Origin of the sequence: Nitritalea halalkaliphila LW7 (assembly GCF_000265075.1) — a bacterium.
GTDB lineage: Bacteria > Bacteroidota > Bacteroidia > Cytophagales > Cyclobacteriaceae > Nitritalea > Nitritalea halalkaliphila.
The window spans coordinates 97,991-114,776 of the sequence record NZ_AJYA01000005.1 but is presented as its reverse complement, the minus strand read 5'-3'; the positions used below and the strand labels follow the sequence as shown (position 1 = coordinate 114,776).

The following is a 16,786-nucleotide window of genomic DNA, read 5'->3' as shown; positions in this document are numbered from 1 at the left end:
ATCTGACCGCCGCCTTTTTTTCTGGCCGGGGGCCAAAGCATGCAGCGCCGCAAGGCTCCTTTCTGCTCATTTTTCCTGGAAAACCGGAGCTTTTTAGGAACGAGTGAGGAAAAAGTGCGTATATCTTGTAAACTAAACGGTATTTTTCCTATCTTTTCTCGGTAGGAAAGCTGCTGCGCAGAGGGAGTCGCTCGTCCTTAAATGAACTTACTATGCCACGTCCACGTCTTCGCTATGCCTTTCCCATACAGCTGCTGCTTTTGCATCTGCGTAAGAACCTACTGCTGCTGGCGCTGTGGCTCCTCCTATTTTTGATTATATTTGAGCGCTTCGGTGGTATCCTCGGCATCCCTTTTTTATTTTTAGATCCTGAGTACTTGAATGCGGTCTCTTTCCAAAGCTTCTTTATCTTAGGTATCGCGCTGGCCCTGTTCACCATGGGCTTTCACATGACCACGTACATTTTGGATGGTGCCAAGTTTAAGTTTTTAGCCGTTATCGAAAGGCCATTTCTGCAGTTTTGTGTGAATAATGGCTTGATTCCACTTATTTTTTATCTGCTGTATTGCGTTCAGTTCATCCGCTTTCAGTATCAAAACCTTCCGGAGAGTCCTCTCACGCCCTGGGTGCACTTTTTGGGTTTTGGGCTGGGATCGCTCCTGACCTTTATCCTGTTTTTCGTGTATTTCGGCTTTACGAACAAGCACTTCTTCATCCTCTTTGCCGACGAAGTCGAGCGCCGCCTGAAAAAAACCAAAATCCCGCGGGCCAATATCCTCCGGCAGTATAAGGACCGCAAGCGGGAGCGCTACCGGGTGACGCATTTTCTGAGCTGGGGCTGGCGCTGGGAGCCGGTGCGGAGCGATTTGCGGGATTTCGAAAGTGGCAAGTTGCTCCGTGTGTTCGACCAGAATCACCTGAATCTGGTGCTGATCCAAGTGGGGCTGTTCACCCTGCTTTTTCTACTCGGCTTTCTGCGGGAGGTGCCGCTGCTACAGATTCCGGCTGCGGCCAGTGGGCTGCTGATGCTGACGGTGCTGATGATGGCTGTGGGCGCACTTTCTTTTTGGCTCCGGGAGTGGACTACGCTGGCAGTGGTGGGCATTTTGCTGCTCTTTAATTTTGCGAGTAAAACGCAGTGGCTGAACCGACCGCATGAGGCCTTCGGATTAGATTACGGGCTCCCGCCCAAAGTCTACAACTTGGCTGCCATCGCGGAGGCCAGTCAGGAGGCGGACCTGCGTGCAGACCGCGAGGATACGGAGCAGATTTTAAACCGCTGGCGTGCCCAGTACCCGGCGGACAGCCCCCCTCCGCTGCTTATCGTTACCACCAGTGGGGGAGGGCAGCGGGCCGCGCTGTGGACCTTTCACTTGCTGCAGCAGCTGGAGACTTTGGCCCCTGGCCAATTTATGGCCAATACCCGTCTGATCACAGGAGCTTCCGGGGGGCTGGTGGGAGCGGCTTATTTTAAGGCCCTTTACCAGGCACACCTGGAGGACCCTTTAGCTTTTCCGCTGCTGGAGACCCGCTACCGCGAAAAAATAGCGGCCGATAACTTAAATCCGATTATTTTCACACTGCTGGTAAACGATATTTTGATCCGCAGGCAGCATTTTGAGTATGGGGGCAAGCGCTATCTGAAGGATAGGGGCTTTGCTTTCGAGCAGCAGCTGAATAAAAATACGGAGGGGCTGCTGGACGTGCCGCTGCATCATTTTCGGGAGGGGGAGCTGCGTGCCGAGCTGCCGCTGCTGCCGATTAATCCGCTGATCACCAATGATGGGCGAAAGTTGATCATCAGCTCCAGCCCGATGGGGTATTTAGGGGCTTCTTCGGCAGTTTTAGCGGGTTCCGGGGTGTCAGAAAAGGTGCAAGGTGTGTCGTTTACGCGATTTTTTGCCGATTATGGTGCGGAGGAGCTGCGGTTTAGTTCGGCTCTAAGGATGGCGGCGACCTTTCCGTATGTGACCCCGAATATTCAGCTACCCACCCTGCCGCGGATGGAGACGATGGACGCAGGGTTGTCGGATAATTTCGGGATTCAGGATGCACTACGCTTCGTGGCCACCTTTCAGGACTGGATCGAGGCGAATACCTCGGGCGTGGTGCTGCTGACGATTCGCGACAGTGAGAAGGTGGAAGAGATCGAAGAGACTGTGTCGCGCGGCTTACTCCAGAAGTTCTTTACGCCTTTGCGTGGGGTTTTAGTCAACTGGGACAATGTGCAGACGCTGCATAACGAGGCGCTGCTGAATTATATGCGCGAGCAGATGCCTTTTCCGATAGAGCGGGTGCCTTTCGAGTATGCGGCCAGCAGCTACCTGAAGGATCGAAATCCTAGTGGAACCTATTCTGCTGATGAGCTGGAGGTGCAGCGGGCTTCCCTGAACTGGCGGCTTACTTCTCGGGAGAAGCTGTCGATTATTAACAATTTAAATCGCCCAGAGAACCAGCAGAGCTTGTCGCGTTTTAAAGCCATCATGGCCGCTTGGCCAGCTCCTGATCCTGAGGCCGGAGCCATTCGCCTAACCCAGCTACGCCAAGAGGAGTAGGTAGGTCAGGAGAAAGGAGGCTAGTCATTAGTCCACTTCCAGTTCTTTGGCTAATTTTTCTAAGTTTTCGTTTTTGCCGACGGCATAGACGACATCCCCGAGTTTAAGTTTATCGTTGCCAGAGATTTCCGTGATGGTGTTTGTTCCTCGCTTAATGGCCACGATATTCACCCCTGTTTTTTGGCGAATATGGGTATCCTTTAGGGCTTTGTCGATAAAGGCTCCATTATCGCGTTCCACGGCGATGCTGACGAAGTTTACGGCAGGCAGTTCCATTTGGAATTTTATATCTCCTGCGGGGTCCACGCTGCGGAACATGTCATAGTTATGGGAGCGGACTTCTCGCGTGAAGGCTTCGATATCATGTCGGGGGACGAGGTATTTATTCAGCACGCGATTAAAAATCTCGATGGAGGTCTCGAACTCCTCGGGGATCACTTCGTTAGCGCCGAGGTTGATATTTTCTTCTATTTCATTGATGTATCGTGTACGGACGATTACCGTAGGGTTACTCGACATCATCCTTATTTGAGCGACGATCCTTTTAGTGGCTTCGGCATTCGAAATGGCGATAACGATCACACGCGCCTGTCCGGCATGCACATGTTCCAGGACCACACTGTTTGCGGCATCTCCATAAAGTATGGGCTCTCCCTTCGCTCCCTCCTCCTTTACCGTTTCGGGGTTCATTTCGATAATGGCATAGGGGATATTAGCGGATTTGGCTGCTTTAGCGAGATTACGACCGTTTAGCCCATAGCCGATGATGACGAGGTGATCCCGTAGGGTTTCAATTTCTGTCGTAGGAAGGGTGTTCGTGTCTTTATGTAATCGATTGTTTAGGCGTTTAGGTAAAGGCATAGCCAAAAGGCGGCAGGCGAGTGCTTCTCGTGCTTTTAAAACAAAAGGAGTGATGGCCATGGTGAGAATGGAAATCGCTAAAAAATACTGATAGGTAATATCATCTAAAAGGGAGAAGCGAACCCCTTCTTTGGCTAGGAGTAGAGAGAATTCCCCGATTTGGAAAATGCTGAAGCCGACCATAAAGGCGGATTTGGCCCCCTGGCCAATGCTTTTAACCGATAAGCTGATAATTAGGAATTTTATCACGAAGGTCGCCAGCGTGAAGGCCAGTATGAGGCCGAAGTTTTCGAATAAAAACTGAATGTCAAAGAGCATTCCGACGGATACGAAGAAAAAGCTGAGGAATATTTCTCTGAAGGGGAGTACCAGACCTGTAGCATGGTGGCTGTAATCGGATTCGGAAATGATGAGGCCGGCTAGGAAGGCGCCTAGACCGATGGAGAGCCCGAGGAGGGAGGTGAAGTAGGCGACCGCAAAACAGATGACGATGATGCTAAGCAGAAAGAGCTCTTCGTTGCGCGTTTTTACGATTCGAAAAAGAATGGCGGGCATGATATAGCGTGCGGTCACGATCGTCAGTGCGATGACGGCTACCCCTTTTACCAGCATCAGCGTAATTTCTAACCCTACATTATCGGCTTGGCCAGCGAGCATAGGGGTGAGGAGCATCATGGGAACGATAATGATGTCCTGAAAAATTAGAATCGCTAAGGTGGTACGTCCTGGAATGGTCGCCATCTCACCCGTCTCTTGAAGAAGCTTTAGGACGATAGCGGTACTACTTAGGGCAAATAAGAAGCCTAAAAATACGGCAATATTCCAGTCGAAGCCTAGGAAATTAGCAAGTACGGCGGTGGCAGCGATCGTCAGGACGACCTGAAGCCCCCCTCCCAGCAGAACGGCCTTACGAATGGAAAAGAGGTTTTTAAGGGAAAACTCCATGCCGATGACGAAAAGAAGTAAGATTACGCCTATTTCTGAAAGTGTCTCCACCACGGTCGAATCATTTACAAGCGATAGCCCGAAAGGTCCCGCGAGAGTTCCTGTGAGTAGAAAGCCGATGATGGTGGGGAGTTTAAAGCGTGTAAACAGCAAAATTACGCCTGTTGCTAAGCCAAAAATGATCACTAAATCCGATAAAATGGGCAATTCAGCTGCCGCAAGCATGAATCCAAGCATAAATTATTAGAGTGTTCGTTTTCGATTAAAGGGCAAAATACGGAAAAAAACCGAGACTGTATTTCGGCTCAGGTTATGGAAATGGTTAAATTTTTACTAATTTTCCTTTTTTACAAGGATTTTTGTGTAGTTAAATTTATGGTAAAACAACCTATCCGTGAGGCGAACATCTTAGAGGCACTCTTTCCGATACTCTTTTTGATCGTTTTACTGGTGATAAATATTTCCGTTTTTGGGGATGAGGGATTAAGCGGATCGAATCAGATCGTGCTGATCCTCAGTGCATCGGTGGCAGGTCTGGTCGCAGTCATTCGATTAGGCTACCGCTGGGAGCAGCTGCAGGATGGGGTGATTAACAGCATCAGCTCGGCCATGTCCAGTATCTTGATTTTGCTGCTGATCGGTGCGCTGGCAGGAACTTGGCTTCTGAGCGGTATCGTACCTGCCATGATCTATTATGGGCTCAAGATTCTGACGCCGGGAATTTTTCTGGTGGCAGCCTGTATCATCGGTGCCGTGGTGGCCATCGCCACAGGATCCAGCTGGACGACGGTCGCCACAGTAGGAGTGGCGCTGCTGGGCATAGGAAAGGCCCTCGGCTTTAGTGAGGGACTAATCGGAGGGGCCATCATCTCAGGGGCTTACTTCGGAGATAAGATGTCGCCCCTGTCGGATACCACGAATTTGGCGCCAGCCATGGCAGGAACGGACCTTTTTACGCATATCCGACACATGACCAAGACGACGGTTCCGTCCATCAGCATCACGCTTATCATTTTCTTAATCATCGGGTTTTATACCGATGCAGCGGGTTCGGTCAACCAAGTGCGCGAAATCAGTGAGGTGATCGCAGCGAAATTTAGGATCACGGGTTGGTTATTTGTCGTGCCAGCAGTTGTTCTTTTCCTTATTATCAAGAAAACGCCTGCCGTGCCGGCCCTGCTGGTAGGTGCGCTCCTAGGTGGGGTAGCGGCGGTCATTTTCCAGCCAGAAATTATCGCGCTTATCAGCGAAGCACCTGATGCCGGTTTCGCCTATCAAAGCTTCCGCAGTGTCATGCAGGCGCTCTACGGAGATATCGCCGTCGTCACCTCGAATGAGGTGGTAAATGAGTTGCTCCAGACAGGGGGGATGGCGGGCATGCTAAACACCATCTGGCTGATTATCTGTGCCATGATCTTCGGTGGCATCATGGAGGAAAGCGGGATGCTCCGGGTTTTGGCTGAGGCTGTCATCCGCCGTGTGCACAGTATCGGCTCGCTTATCGCTTCTACCGCAGCGACTTGCGTATTCTTTAATGTGACGACCTCCGATCAGTATTTAGCCATCTTAGTACCGGGCCGTATGTATGCCGACATCTATAAAAAGCGCGGTCTAAAGGGAGAAAACCTGAGCCGTACGCTGGAGGATAGCGCCACTGTGACCTCCGTACTCATCCCCTGGAACACCTGTGGGGCGACGCAGGCTTCCGTCTTAGGGGTCGCCACACTCACCTATGCACCTTACTGCTTTTTTAATATCATCAGTCCCTTTATGACGATTTTATACGGGTATTTTAAGCTGGGCATAAACTATTACACAGAAGAAGAGCTTTTAGAAATAAAAAAAGGAATTGCAGGTATGATACCGATGAGCATCAGTAAAGATGCAGTGAATGAACTTCCCCTCGGGGCTTTTGAAGGTAAAATCCACTTGATCGACAAGCCAGAACAGGTGCAAGAGGCCTTTGAGCGGCTACGCGAAGAGACGGTAATCGGCTTCGACACAGAGACGCGGCCCTCTTTCCGCAAGGGTACCCAGTATAAGGTGTCTCTCCTACAGCTATCCACGAATGAGGAGGCCTTTCTTTTCCGCCTGCAGCATGTGGGCTTCCCTCCACAGATAAAGGGACTACTGGAAAATCAGGATATCCTAAAGGTCGGCGCGGCCGTGCTGGATGATTTGCGCGCGCTGCGCAAACTAGACCCAACCTTCTTAGAACAAAATTTCTTCGACCTAAATGAAGAGCTGAAGCGGGTGGGCTTCCAAAATGTAGGGGTGCGCAATCTCTCCGCTATGGTGCTGAATATTCGGATTTCTAAATCCGAGCAGGTCTCGAACTGGGAAGCCGATATGCTTTCGGACAAGCAACTTTTATATGCTGCTACGGACGCATGGGCCTGCCTAGCGATCTTCGATCGCCTGTTCGACGGAGGCTACCTCGATGAGCTATTCGAGTGAATCTGCCGACACACGGATACCATGAATCTCTTGGAAGGCACCTATAACTTCCTCTGCCCGTGACTGACGAATAGCTAAATGTAACGTGCAACTGAGCCCAAAATCCTGGCTGATAACGTCGGGCTCCCAACTTTTTACCAGTTGCATAGCTTCATTCATGAGCGGATAATCGAAATGTACCCGGAAATGGGTCTTGACCAGGTGCTCCTCTACGGCGGCCTCTGCTAAAACCATGCGTGCAGCCTCTTTATAGGCTGAAATCAAACCACCGACGCCGAGCTTAGTTCCTCCGAAATAGCGAACCACCACCACAAGCACATGACTCAGGTTGAACGAACGGATTTGCCCTAAAATAGGATCCCCAGCGCTATGATGGGGCTCCCCATCGTCATTCGCACGAAAATCTTCGCCTAAAACTCCCAGCCGATAGGCATAGCAGTGGTGATGGGCGTCATAATGCGTTTTCCGAAGACTTTCTAAGGCTGCTTTTATGGCCTCTTGGTCTTCCACAGGAAAGGCAAAAGCCAAAAATTTACTCCCTTTTTCTTTTAACAGTGCAGTAGCAGGCGCTCGAAGCGTCCAGTAGGCATCGGTGGCTTGTTCTTCTGACATGCGCTTAGCCTTTCACCAGTTCGGGTTTTTCCTTTCCTAAACGCTCGTAAATCTTTTTCACATCCTGCGCATGCTCGAGCGATAGCACGAGAAGGGCATCTGGCGTATGGACCAGCATACAGTGGGAGAGGCCTAAAAACTCCGTGTGCAGCGCGGTGCCGAACACCATATTGCCATTTCGATCTACAGGATGCCCATTTGCCTTAAAATAGCTGTAGATGGAGAGGAAAGAGCCCATATCGGACCAGTTGAATGCAGCCCCCACCATCTTGATCTGACGCGTACGTTCCATAACGGCATAATCCACCGAGATAGACGGGATGTTCATGGAGGGCTCTAAGGGCAGGAACCATCCACTGCCTGTGCTAAGGCCTGCTCAGCCCTGCGCAGTACCTCTGGCTCCAGCCGTTCTAATTCTTGTAAAAAGACGCCGGCACGGAAACAGAACATGCCGCTATTCCAAAAGTAATTCCCCTGCTTGAGGAAGTTTTCCGCCGTTTCTTTATTGGGTTTTTCGCGGAAGCCGAGCACTTTTTCCCCCACTGCTTGGATGTAGCCATAGCCGGTTTCTGGACTGTCGGGCTGAAGCCCAAAGGTCACTATCGCGCCTTCTTCCGCTAGCTCAAAGGCGCGTGCCACGGCGGCTTCGTAGCGCGGACCCGCCTCGATAAGGTGATCCGAAGGAGTGATGAAAAGTAGATCTTCAGGCGCGGCCTGTAGCGCCGCAAAAGCAATGGCTGCCGCTGTATTTCGAGGGGTGGCTTCGATCAGCTCGTACGCCGCTTCAAGTCCGATGCTCTCCAGGTTCTGTCGCGATAGCTGATAATTTTCCTGATTACCCACAATCATCAAGGCATCGACCAAGCGCTGATTACGCAGCGCCGTATGCTGAAAAAGGGTGCGGCCCTCGAAAATGGGCAAGTACTGCTTGGGTTGTTTTTCCCGAGATAGGGGCCAAAGCCGACTGCCGACTCCCCCTGAAAGAATGACGTTGATTTTTCTCACGTTATACAATTTGGGTTAAAAAAATGCCCCCAGGTAACTCCCGGAGCCATGCCTATCCTTAGCCGACGACTACCTCGAGCAAGCGAGGAAGCTGCAGGTATTTTTTGGCGACAGCCTGAATATCTGCTGGCTGAAAATCTTTCACATACTGAAGTTGCGCCTCATAAAAGCGCATGTCTAAGCCCTGTTTGTCCACCGCCTTAAAGTGCTCCATCAGATCGAAGGCATTGCTGAATTTGGATAAGAAGCTGCCCGCCAGGTAGTTCCGTACCACCTCCACCTCGTCTTCGGGAAGAGGTTCTTCCAGCATGCGCTCGATTTCCAAATAAATTTCGCGAAGGGCTAGCTGCAGCTGCGATTTTTCTACATCTGCCATGAGCATCCAGTATTCCTGATGTTTCAGGCTACCGATGCTGCTGTAAATGCCATAGGTGAGCCCCTTATCTTCGCGAATATTCTTGATCAGGCGGGAGCCAAAATAGCCTCCTAAAAACACATTAAAAACATAGAAAGGCAAGTAATCGGGATGCGCCTTCGGCATCAGGTGGGTGCCGATGCGGATGCTGCTCTGCAGGGCCTCCTCACGGGCCTCGTACACCTTTTCGGGGAAATGCATCGGGAACTTTTGGCCTATAGGCTCGGCTGCTCGGACAGGTAAATCACCGAAGGTAGCTAGAATCTGCCGCAAGCTTACCTCGTCGAACTGACCGCTCAGATAAAGTACGGGCTCCGCCCAAAGCTGCTCCCGGAAGAAGGTGACACAGTCCTCCCGCGTAATGGCATCCACATCTTCTGTGGTGCTGATCTCCCCATAGGGGTGCTCAGGCCCGAAAAGTAGGGAGCGAAAGCGCTGACTTGCCCACTGATTATTGCGCTGGAAGCGCAATTTTAAACTCAGCTGCTTCTGCTTTTTCAGCTTATCCAAGCGCTCCTCTGGGAAATTCGCCTCCGTGAATAGGGAACGGAACACGGGAAGTACGCTTGCAAAATGCTTTTTCGTGCTTAGCAGGCTCAAGCCGATCTGCTCCAGCCCCTGGATATGTTCGACTTCACTGGCATGGAAGTCAAAAAACTGATCAAGTTGCTCACCACTATGCTGGTGGGTGCCCTCGGAGAGCATTTTCAGCGTGAAATAGGCACTGAGTCGATTGAGGTGGGGGGAAGATGCATCACCAGGTACAGCAGCCAGCACGGCCAGCTTCACCGCTTCGATCCCTGGAGTAGGCATGAAATAAGCCTTCAGCCATTCGGAAGGGTGTAAAAATGCGGGTTTTGTAGGCTTAGCGCCTCTGGTACATGTAAAGGAGGTGCTTCAGCACGTAGTAAAGACATGGTTAGGTTAGTTGAATCGATAGCCAAGCGTCAATCTAAGCGTTTCTGCTAGCGGATGATTTTGTGTTTGAGGGACTAGGTAAGAAAAGTCAAAACCTAATCGCTGGTAGTTAAAGCCGACACCCATCGTGAAAAAACGTCTACCGCCTTTTCTGGGATTTTCGTAGAAGTAGCCTGCGCGTACCGCAAAGGTATTTTTATACAGGTATTCCACTCCCGTGGAGATGGTGATTTCCTGAAGCTCCTCTACGAAACCATCCGGGGCATCGATAAAGGAGGTGAACATACCATTTAAAAGCGGGCGGTTCGGATCACGCCCCGCTGCGATGATGGGATTGCCATTGGCATCGGTAACGATGGTATTGTCCTCATTGCGCTCGAAAACGGGCGGGGTAGGTACCATCAGCTTATTCAAGTCAAGCGCGAAGGTCAAGCTATTATCAGGGTCTAAGAAGATCTGATAGGCTGCGCCTATGCGGAGATTTGTGGGGATGTAGTCTAAATCTTCGGCACTGTTATAGGTAATGCGTGGACCGATGTTCGTGATGGTGGCACCCCAAGAGAAGACGCGGTCCTTTCCGGCTTCTGTGGTGTATGCATTTCGGTAGTAGACGCCGATATCTGCTCCCACCGAAGTGCCGGGACGCGCCTCATTTCCTGCTGCTGAGGACAGGTTTCCCGACAAGTTAGAATGTATAAAGCGCGCCGAAATACCTAGGCCGAATTTTTCGGATAGTTTTCGGGAGTATGTTCCACCGATGGCGATATCCCGTGGATTAAATTCACCCAGCTCATTTCCCATCTCATCGGTCAGCTCTACATCACCCATATTAAAGAAGCGCAGGTCAAAACCGAAAGCGGAGTTTTCGTCGATTTTTTTATAGCCAGCTAAGTAGCTGACAGACATGTCGTTCACCAGCCTCCCTAACCAGGGCGAGTAAGAAAGTGCGATGGCCATCGGCTGCTCGTTAAAGGCCAGCTTTCCTGCATTCCAGTGGGCGGAATTAGCATCTGCGCTCGTCGCTACCCCCACATCCCCCATGGCAGAGTGCCGACTGTCGGGTGCAAAATTCAAGAAAGGGACTGCTGTCGTGATGACCCTTCTACCGTTTTGATCCTGCCCAGAAAGCACGATGGAGTTCTGCGCATTCGCGAAGTGGTTCAACCCGAAAAGGGCACCTGCGATGAGGAGTGATACACAGCTTTTTTTCCTTTAATCTCATTCGATAATCAGTTTTCCACTTCTTTGATCAGAGGTTCCATCCTTTTCTGAACGGAGCTCTATCTTGTAAATATAAGTTCCTTTTGCATTTATTCGCCCCTTCTGCTCTAAAAAATTCAATGGAATACTTTGAAGTTGCGCATCAGCCAAAGGATAACGTAATTCTTTTTCGAGTAGTATTTGACCCGTAAGGGTAAAAACCCGAAATGTCCCCACAAGGTTTTCGCCTGGCCGATTATGCTGCAAATCTATTTGGCGCAGCCCACCTCCCGGATTCGGGTAGAGCCGCTCGGAGAGGATCCGAAACTCCCGAATGTCCCGAACGAAAATACTGGTATCCAGCACGCCTTTATTACCGACGATGTCCCAAGCCTCGATGCGCAGGCGGTTTTCTCCTTCGACCAGGCCACGGAGCATTCCCTGCAGCTCCCCCTGCCGCATATCCCCACCGATGGCGCGAAAACGGGCATTAAGCACCTCTTCCTCCCCATCATTTAGCTGCAGCAGCAGGTCCTGCCCTACCTGAAGCGGGCTACTGTTGATGCCACTACTATCCCGAAAATGCAGACGATACGGGAGCTGACCGAGGCCGAACTGTCCCCTACTATCCGCTTCTGCCTGAATTTCCAGGGTGATCTGTGGAGGGTCTCTGTCCTCTGGAAGGGCTAAACTGCCGCCTACGATGGGACGTGCGGTACCCCAAGCGCTGCTGCCCGCGTCCAGCTGCGCGAACAGGCGAAAACGCCCGAAGCCATCTCGGTAATCCATCTGCAGGGGCATCATGCCCATCACTTCCCAGCGCCCATCTGCGAGGGGTGCCGCCACACGAAATAGGCGGTTCAAGTCTTCCGTAAAGGAGGTGGCACTGCTGGTCTGCCCGAGGGTACGCACCGTGCTGGGCTTGTCGAATAAGCTAACCTCCACTTCCCCACTGCGCAGGCTTAGGGTAGCCGCCGTGAGCGGATCCTGTACGCTGCCGCGCAAATGAAAGCGCTGGAAGGCCCGCAGCGTGTCCAGTGCCGCCCCCTCCGGATCGGTGAGCTCCTCGACCACCAGGTCGTAATCGGGCAAGCCGATGCGCATACTTGGGTCGCCGATCAAGCTGAAGTTCCGGTTTAAAACACCACTATGACTTTGGTTTTTCGTGGACCTGTAGATGTCCCCCAGCTCTCGAGGTCGCCCACTGGCATCCCGAGAGAAGGCACTGCGCATAAAGGCATCGTTCAGCGTGAAGTTCACACTGCTAAACACTGGCCTTCCCGTGCTCAGCAGTGCCACCGCACCCCGGCCCGGTAGAAGCAGCAGCTGCTCCGCGCCGGAGCGTAAAAATGGGCTGTCCATTCGACCAAAAGCACAGGTGCTGTCACCACGATCGGTAGCGGCGCTCCTGCAGGTAGTCGAGGTAAATCATTTACCGTAAAAACTTCTTCCTCAGTCAGGGTGCTCTCATTTCCATGGCCGATGAAATTTAGCAAGAGCATGCCTTCCTCCCAGCGCTGCAGGAGGGCGCGCTGGCCTCCGGACTGCGGGCACGTCCCCCCGCCCTACGCTCTAAAGGAAAGCGGTCGAGGTAAATCTTGTCTTGCACCAAGCCCGGATACTGCTCCTCTAAAAAGCGGCTGTGTTGCTCTGCATCCTGAAGGTGGATATTGTTATCGCCATCGTCCACGAGAAAGGCCATCTGCTTGCGCCAGGCTCCTTCAGGCGCGGCATGGCTGTAGGCGATTAATTTATCCACCACGGTTTCTGCTTCCGCTGGGCTGATGACAGGCAGGCGACCCACCCCGATTTGCAGAGGTTCGGCCTCAGCTGCATCCCCCTCCGCCCATTCCCCTTGGCCTGGGGCCAAAAGCGCAAAAAAGTCATCAGAGCTATAGGTGGCTAGCGGCTCCAGACTATTTCGAGAGGTATAGGTAGGGACTGTATTTGGAAACCCGCCTAAGCGATTTTTATAGTCAAAGGTGCCTTTCCCAAAAAAGAGCACATGAGCGAGGTGGCCCGCCTGAAAATGATGCGCGAGGTAGTTGCGCAGCGCAGTAATGTCCCGTGTCCCGCCATGCAGGGCCTCATACACCTCCTCCGGACTGATGACCTGCACCTGATGGCCTTCGCTTCTCCGAAACTGAGCCAGCCTTTCCGCAGAAGCACGGAAGCGGCTTGCTGTTACGATGATCAGAGAGGGTCGGCCCTGTAGCAGGTCAGGAGCTGCGGGAAGTCTACGCCCTTCGGGCAAAGGCCGGGCGCGGCCTGCTGCTTGCAAAAAAGCCTTTTGCAGCGCTGCTGCGCTGAAATTCTCGCCGAAGACCTGCCAGTGCCCACGGAAATCCTGCACCCAAAGCCGCATTCCTACGGGGAGGGGGCCTCCTACGGGTCGCTGCTGGTCCACAGGAAAAAGCTGTCCCTCCAGCTCTGCCTCTAAGCGCACCTCCTGGAAAAGCCCAAGGTGATCCACATAAAGTGCGGCATTCGGGTGTCCGCTCTGTGGCTGTAGCCGAAGCTCTGCCGGGGGAGCAGCGGCGGTGAACACCCAGTTTTCCATCCGCTCCCGCCCCTGCACGCCGAAAGGACTGCTGACGATGGCGGGGATTTGGCCACTGCCCACGGGGCCTACGTCGCTGCTGACCTCGATGCTCAAAGGGCTTAAGGCAGCGCCCATCCAGCGGGCCTGTAGCAGGTAGCGCCCCGTGGCGGAGGAGTGCGCAGCGCCTGTAGTTTCCCGATTCCAGAGGTAGCGGTTGCCCGTGAAAATGGCATTGCTGTACCAACTTCTCCCCGAGGAGAGCAAGTTGAACCGCTCCTCTTTCAGGGTCTGCAGCTGGCGCCAAAAGCGGGGGCTTTCATCGGTGTCCTTGCTCGGCTCATCGGACATCAGAGCGGCATTTTCCACTTGCAGGCGGTACTGTGGAATTCCGGGGCGTAATTCATAAAAGACGGTGTCGCTGTAGAGGTGGTGCTGATAATGTAGGGTGCCGTCAGGGCTGCTTTGCCAAAGGTGAGGTCCTTCCACCAGAGCAAAAAGGGTGTCTGCCTCCCAATAGCTAGGGCTTTCGGGCAGCGTAAACTGTTGGGCGCTGTCCAGCTTTTGCGGTAGCATACCGCCCCGCCCCATGACGCGGACCCGGTCGGGCTGGAACCCCAGGCTGCGCAGCTGTTCACCGGGAATGGCGATCACGCCGGTTTCAGTGACGGGAAAGCGGAAGATGTTTTGGGCTTTTAGGGTGTAGAGGGGGAGGAGGCCGAGGCTGAGGGCCAACAGCAAGGCGCAGAAAAACAGCACGCTTGGCGCTATGCTGCTTGTATTTTTCCTATCCCTGCTTCCTTTCATGACGTAAATTCGCTGCTACTGACAGGCCAATATACGATAAAATTATAAAAGGGAAACCTGCGGCCTGTCCGATGAGGAGGGCAGGGATGCTCAGCGCGATGATGGCATAGCGAAAAGCGTTTTGGCGCCAGCCGAAGTCTTTAAATTTTAGGGCGATAAGGGGGATTTCAGCCACCAAGAGGTAGGAAAACAGCAGGGCGATGCCGATTAATAGGAAGGGATGTCCCAGCACCTCGGCCAGGGTTTCCGGGCTGGCGGCTACTAAAAAAGGCCAGCTCGCCATAAAGAGGGCATTCGCCGGTGTGGGAAGGCCGATAAACTGGTCACTTTGGCGCGTATCGATATTGAATTTCGCGAGGCGGAAGGCCGAAAAAATTCCGATCAAGAATGGGATGTAGGTCCAGTAGCCACCTTCCGGCCAGCTCGCCGCTAAAAACTGCTGCAGGATCAAGGCCGGTAGCACGCCGAAGGTCACCATATCCGCCAGGGAGTCCAGCTGCTTGCCGATTTCGCTATGCACCCCCAGGATTCGCGCCAGAAAACCATCTAAGAAATCAAAAACCGCTGCGATCAGAATAAAATAAAGCCCGGAACGATAGTTTCCTCCCGCCACGGTTAGGATGCCGATGATGCCGGTGAGCAGGTTGAGCGCGGTGACGGTATTGGGAATATGGCGTTTGATGGACATGGTAACGGGTTTAGGGCCAGGGGTTTAGGTATGTTCTCCTACGAAAGGATTATGGATTTTTTCGAAACCGATGCGAGTTTCAGGTCCATGGCCGCAGTACACTACCGTGTCGTCAGCCAGGCGGAAAAGCTCTTGGCGGATGGAGCGTAGCAGGGTTTCATGGTCTCCCCCTGGAAGGTCAGTTCTGCCGATGCTTCCTTGGAAAAGGGTGTCTCCTGCGATTAGCTGGCTGGTTTCTGGATGGTAAAAGACCACATGTCCAGGGGCATGGCCAGGGACGAAAAGCACTTCTAAGCGGGTATTTCCTATGGCCACATCTGTTCCAGGCCTTAGGAATTCCGTAGCGCTGCTGGGCGCAAAGGCCGGGAAGCCATAGTTGGCCGCATAGCTTTCTACTGACTTTAAGACGGGCACTTCCGCTTCATGAATCGCCAGCCCAAGGCCATACTGTGCCATCACCCAAGCATTTCCGAGCACATGGTCGATGTGGCAGTGGGTGTTTAGCAGACGGGTCGGTTTAAGGTTATGCTGCTCGATGTAGGAGGCCAGCTGCTCCCGTTCGCGTTTTTCGTAGCATCCCGGGTCGATGATAAGCGTTTCTCCTGTCTCATCGTAAACGAGGTAGGTATTTTCTTGGAAGGCGTTAAAGGTGAATTTTTTTATCGTCAGCATAGGGGAATCTCTTGTTAAAGGCATCAAAATTAAAAATAAAGGCTGTAATTTTGGGTATGGAAGTGGACTTTTTATTAGTGGGGCAGGGCCTGGCAGGCTCGGTGTTGGGGTATAAGTTGATGAAAGGGGCTATTCTGTCCTCATTTACGATAGTCCGGAGGAAAACCGCAGCAGTCGTATCGCGGCGGGGCTCTATAATCCGATCACGGGCCGTCAGATGGTGAAAACGTGGTTGGCAGACGCTTTATTCGGTGATTTAGAGGCATTTTATGGGGCTTGTGCCCAAGATTTTGGTGCGGACTTCCTGCATCCTGTGGAGATTTACAGGCCCTTCTGGAGCTTGGAGGAGCAGAATGAGTGGATGGGTAAATCTGCGGAGCCCCATTATGCGCCCTACATTCGGCGGGTGCATCAGCATTCTCGGGATCAGGCACTGGGAGATCCGTACGGTGGGGTGTCTTTACAGCGCTCTGGTTATGTGGACATTCCCCTTTTTTTAGATGCTGCGGCGGCCTATTTTGCATCTTTTGGCGCTCTGCGCCAAAGCGCCTTTCAGCTCGATCAGGTGCGGGAGGAGGCTGGATCTGTATGGTATGAAGGGGTGAAAGCGCGGGGATTGGTGCTCTGCACCGGACTGGGTGCGCATCAGGCGAGTCGCTATGCGGTTCCGGGCTTTGCCCCTGTGAAAGGGGAGATTTTGGATTTGCGCCAGCAGCCTACATTACCCTACATCGTGAATAGGGGTGTTTTTCGTATTTCCCTCGGGGAGGATCGCGTGCGTGTGGGCAGTACCTATACGCATTTCGACCTGGATGAGGGGCCGACGGAACGGGCGAAAAAGGAGCTGCTGGAGAAGCTGGAGAAACTGGTCCAAGGGCCTGTGGATGAGCTGCTCGCGCATCGCTATGGCTTACGTCCGGCGACGAAAGATAGAAAACCGATTTTGGGTAAACATCCCGAATCTTCTGGCGTTTATATCCTGAATGGATTGGGCGCTAAGGGAGTGTCTCTGGCGCCTTATTTCAGTGAGGTGTTGATGGATTTTATGCTGGAGGGGAAGGAAGTGCCAAAAGAAGTAAACATCAATCGTTTTTTTAAGTATATTTAGAGGC

At 52.5% G+C, this 16,786-nt stretch carries 12 protein-coding genes and 2 pseudogenes; 4 read left to right on the top strand and 10 right to left on the bottom strand.

Features of this window, described 5'->3' with window-relative positions; genetic code table 11:
- The first annotated feature begins 212 nt into the window (after window positions 1-212).
- The gene (locus A3SI_RS02670; RefSeq protein WP_009053516.1) at window positions 213-2,555 is read left to right on the top strand and encodes a patatin-like phospholipase family protein; all 2,343 of its coding nucleotides are present in this window, start codon (window positions 213-215) and stop codon (window positions 2,553-2,555) included.
- Between the two features lie 27 nt (window positions 2,556-2,582).
- Here A3SI_RS02670 and A3SI_RS02665 read toward each other — a convergent pair whose 3' ends face one another.
- Window positions 2,583-4,598 carry a cation:proton antiporter domain-containing protein gene (locus tag A3SI_RS02665; RefSeq protein WP_009053515.1) on the bottom strand — a complete coding sequence of 672 codons (2,016 nt, stop codon included), beginning with the start codon at window positions 4,596-4,598 and terminating at the stop codon, window positions 2,583-2,585.
- 138 nt (window positions 4,599-4,736) lie between these two features.
- Here A3SI_RS02665 and nhaC point away from each other — a divergent pair.
- Both nhaC and A3SI_RS19565 read left to right on the top strand, forming a co-directional pair.
- A pseudogene (gene nhaC, locus A3SI_RS02660) lies at window positions 4,737-6,215 on the top strand (Na+/H+ antiporter NhaC); the annotation flags it as partial.
- Window positions 6,216-6,218: 3 nt separating this feature from the next.
- Window positions 6,219-6,818 carry a 3'-5' exonuclease gene (locus A3SI_RS19565; protein ID WP_169315086.1) on the top strand — a complete coding sequence of 200 codons (600 nt, stop codon included), beginning with the start codon at window positions 6,219-6,221 and terminating at the stop codon, window positions 6,816-6,818.
- On the opposite strand, the gene A3SI_RS02655 is transcribed toward A3SI_RS19565, so the two are convergent.
- The 9 genes and pseudogenes from A3SI_RS02655 to A3SI_RS02620 all read right to left on the bottom strand — a co-directional run bounded on the left by A3SI_RS02655 (window position 6,807) and on the right by A3SI_RS02620 (window position 15,674).
- The gene (locus tag A3SI_RS02655; RefSeq protein ID WP_009053513.1) at window positions 6,807-7,430 is read right to left on the bottom strand and encodes an IMPACT family protein; all 624 of its coding nucleotides are present in this window, start codon (window positions 7,428-7,430) and stop codon (window positions 6,807-6,809) included. The two genes, A3SI_RS19565 and A3SI_RS02655, sit on opposite strands and share 12 nt — an antisense overlap.
- 4 nt (window positions 7,431-7,434) lie before the next feature.
- The gene (locus A3SI_RS22070) at window positions 7,435-7,758 is read right to left on the bottom strand and encodes a hypothetical protein (protein WP_316929052.1); all 324 of its coding nucleotides are present in this window, start codon (window positions 7,756-7,758) and stop codon (window positions 7,435-7,437) included.
- 8 nt (window positions 7,759-7,766) lie between these two features.
- Window positions 7,767-8,435, bottom strand: a complete 669-nt coding sequence (locus tag A3SI_RS02650) for a sugar phosphate nucleotidyltransferase (RefSeq protein WP_316929051.1) — start codon at window positions 8,433-8,435, stop codon at window positions 7,767-7,769.
- A gap of 58 nt (window positions 8,436-8,493) precedes the next feature.
- Entirely contained in the window at window positions 8,494-9,663 is a 1,170-nt protein-coding gene (locus A3SI_RS02645) for a M16 family metallopeptidase (protein WP_009053512.1), read from the bottom strand.
- A 111-nt stretch (window positions 9,664-9,774) separates the two neighbouring features.
- Window positions 9,775-10,932 (bottom strand): type IX secretion system outer membrane channel protein PorV, encoded by a 1,158-nt coding sequence (gene porV, locus A3SI_RS02640; RefSeq protein WP_009053511.1) that lies wholly within the window; start codon window positions 10,930-10,932, stop codon window positions 9,775-9,777.
- A 54-nt stretch (window positions 10,933-10,986) separates the two neighbouring features.
- Window positions 10,987-12,470: pseudogene (gene porU / locus A3SI_RS21405) on the bottom strand (type IX secretion system sortase PorU).
- Window positions 12,458-14,266: a C25 family cysteine peptidase gene (locus tag A3SI_RS21400; RefSeq protein WP_162098406.1), complete on the bottom strand. Its 1,809-nt coding sequence runs from the start codon at window positions 14,264-14,266 to the stop codon at window positions 12,458-12,460. The pseudogene porU and the gene A3SI_RS21400 overlap by 13 nt, the downstream one beginning before the upstream one ends.
- A 28-nt stretch (window positions 14,267-14,294) precedes the next feature.
- Entirely contained in the window at window positions 14,295-15,002 is a 708-nt protein-coding gene (gene pssA / locus A3SI_RS02625) for a CDP-diacylglycerol--serine O-phosphatidyltransferase (protein WP_009053509.1), read from the bottom strand.
- Window positions 15,003-15,026: 24 nt separating this feature from the next.
- Complete coding sequence (locus A3SI_RS02620) at window positions 15,027-15,674, bottom strand: MBL fold metallo-hydrolase (RefSeq protein ID WP_009053508.1); 648 nt, start codon at window positions 15,672-15,674, stop codon at window positions 15,027-15,029.
- Between the two features lie 142 nt (window positions 15,675-15,816).
- Between A3SI_RS02620 and A3SI_RS02615 the strand changes: the two genes are divergently transcribed.
- On the top strand, window positions 15,817-16,782 hold the full coding sequence (locus tag A3SI_RS02615) for an NAD(P)/FAD-dependent oxidoreductase (RefSeq protein ID WP_316929053.1): 966 nt from the start codon (window positions 15,817-15,819) through the stop codon (window positions 16,780-16,782).
- Window positions 16,783-16,786: the final 4 nt, after the last annotated feature.

Bases quoted from the DNA above. Each gene is read 5' to 3' on its own strand.
- A3SI_RS02670 (WP_009053516.1), top strand. From the start codon at position 213: ATGCCACGTCCACGTCTTCGCTATGCCTTTCCCATACAGCTGCTGCTT.
- A3SI_RS02665 (WP_009053515.1), bottom strand. From the start codon at position 4,598: ATGCTTGGATTCATGCTTGCGGCAGCTGAATTGCCCATTTTATCGGAT.
- A3SI_RS19565 (WP_169315086.1), top strand. From the start codon at position 6,219: ATGATACCGATGAGCATCAGTAAAGATGCAGTGAATGAACTTCCCCTC.
- A3SI_RS02655 (WP_009053513.1), bottom strand. From the start codon at position 7,430: ATGTCAGAAGAACAAGCCACCGATGCCTACTGGACGCTTCGAGCGCCT.
- A3SI_RS22070 (WP_316929052.1), bottom strand. From the start codon at position 7,758: ATGAACATCCCGTCTATCTCGGTGGATTATGCCGTTATGGAACGTACG.
- A3SI_RS02645 (WP_009053512.1), bottom strand. From the start codon at position 9,663: ATGCCTACTCCAGGGATCGAAGCGGTGAAGCTGGCCGTGCTGGCTGCT.
- pssA (WP_009053509.1), bottom strand. From the start codon at position 15,002: ATGTCCATCAAACGCCATATTCCCAATACCGTCACCGCGCTCAACCTG.
- A3SI_RS02620 (WP_009053508.1), bottom strand. From the start codon at position 15,674: ATGCTGACGATAAAAAAATTCACCTTTAACGCCTTCCAAGAAAATACC.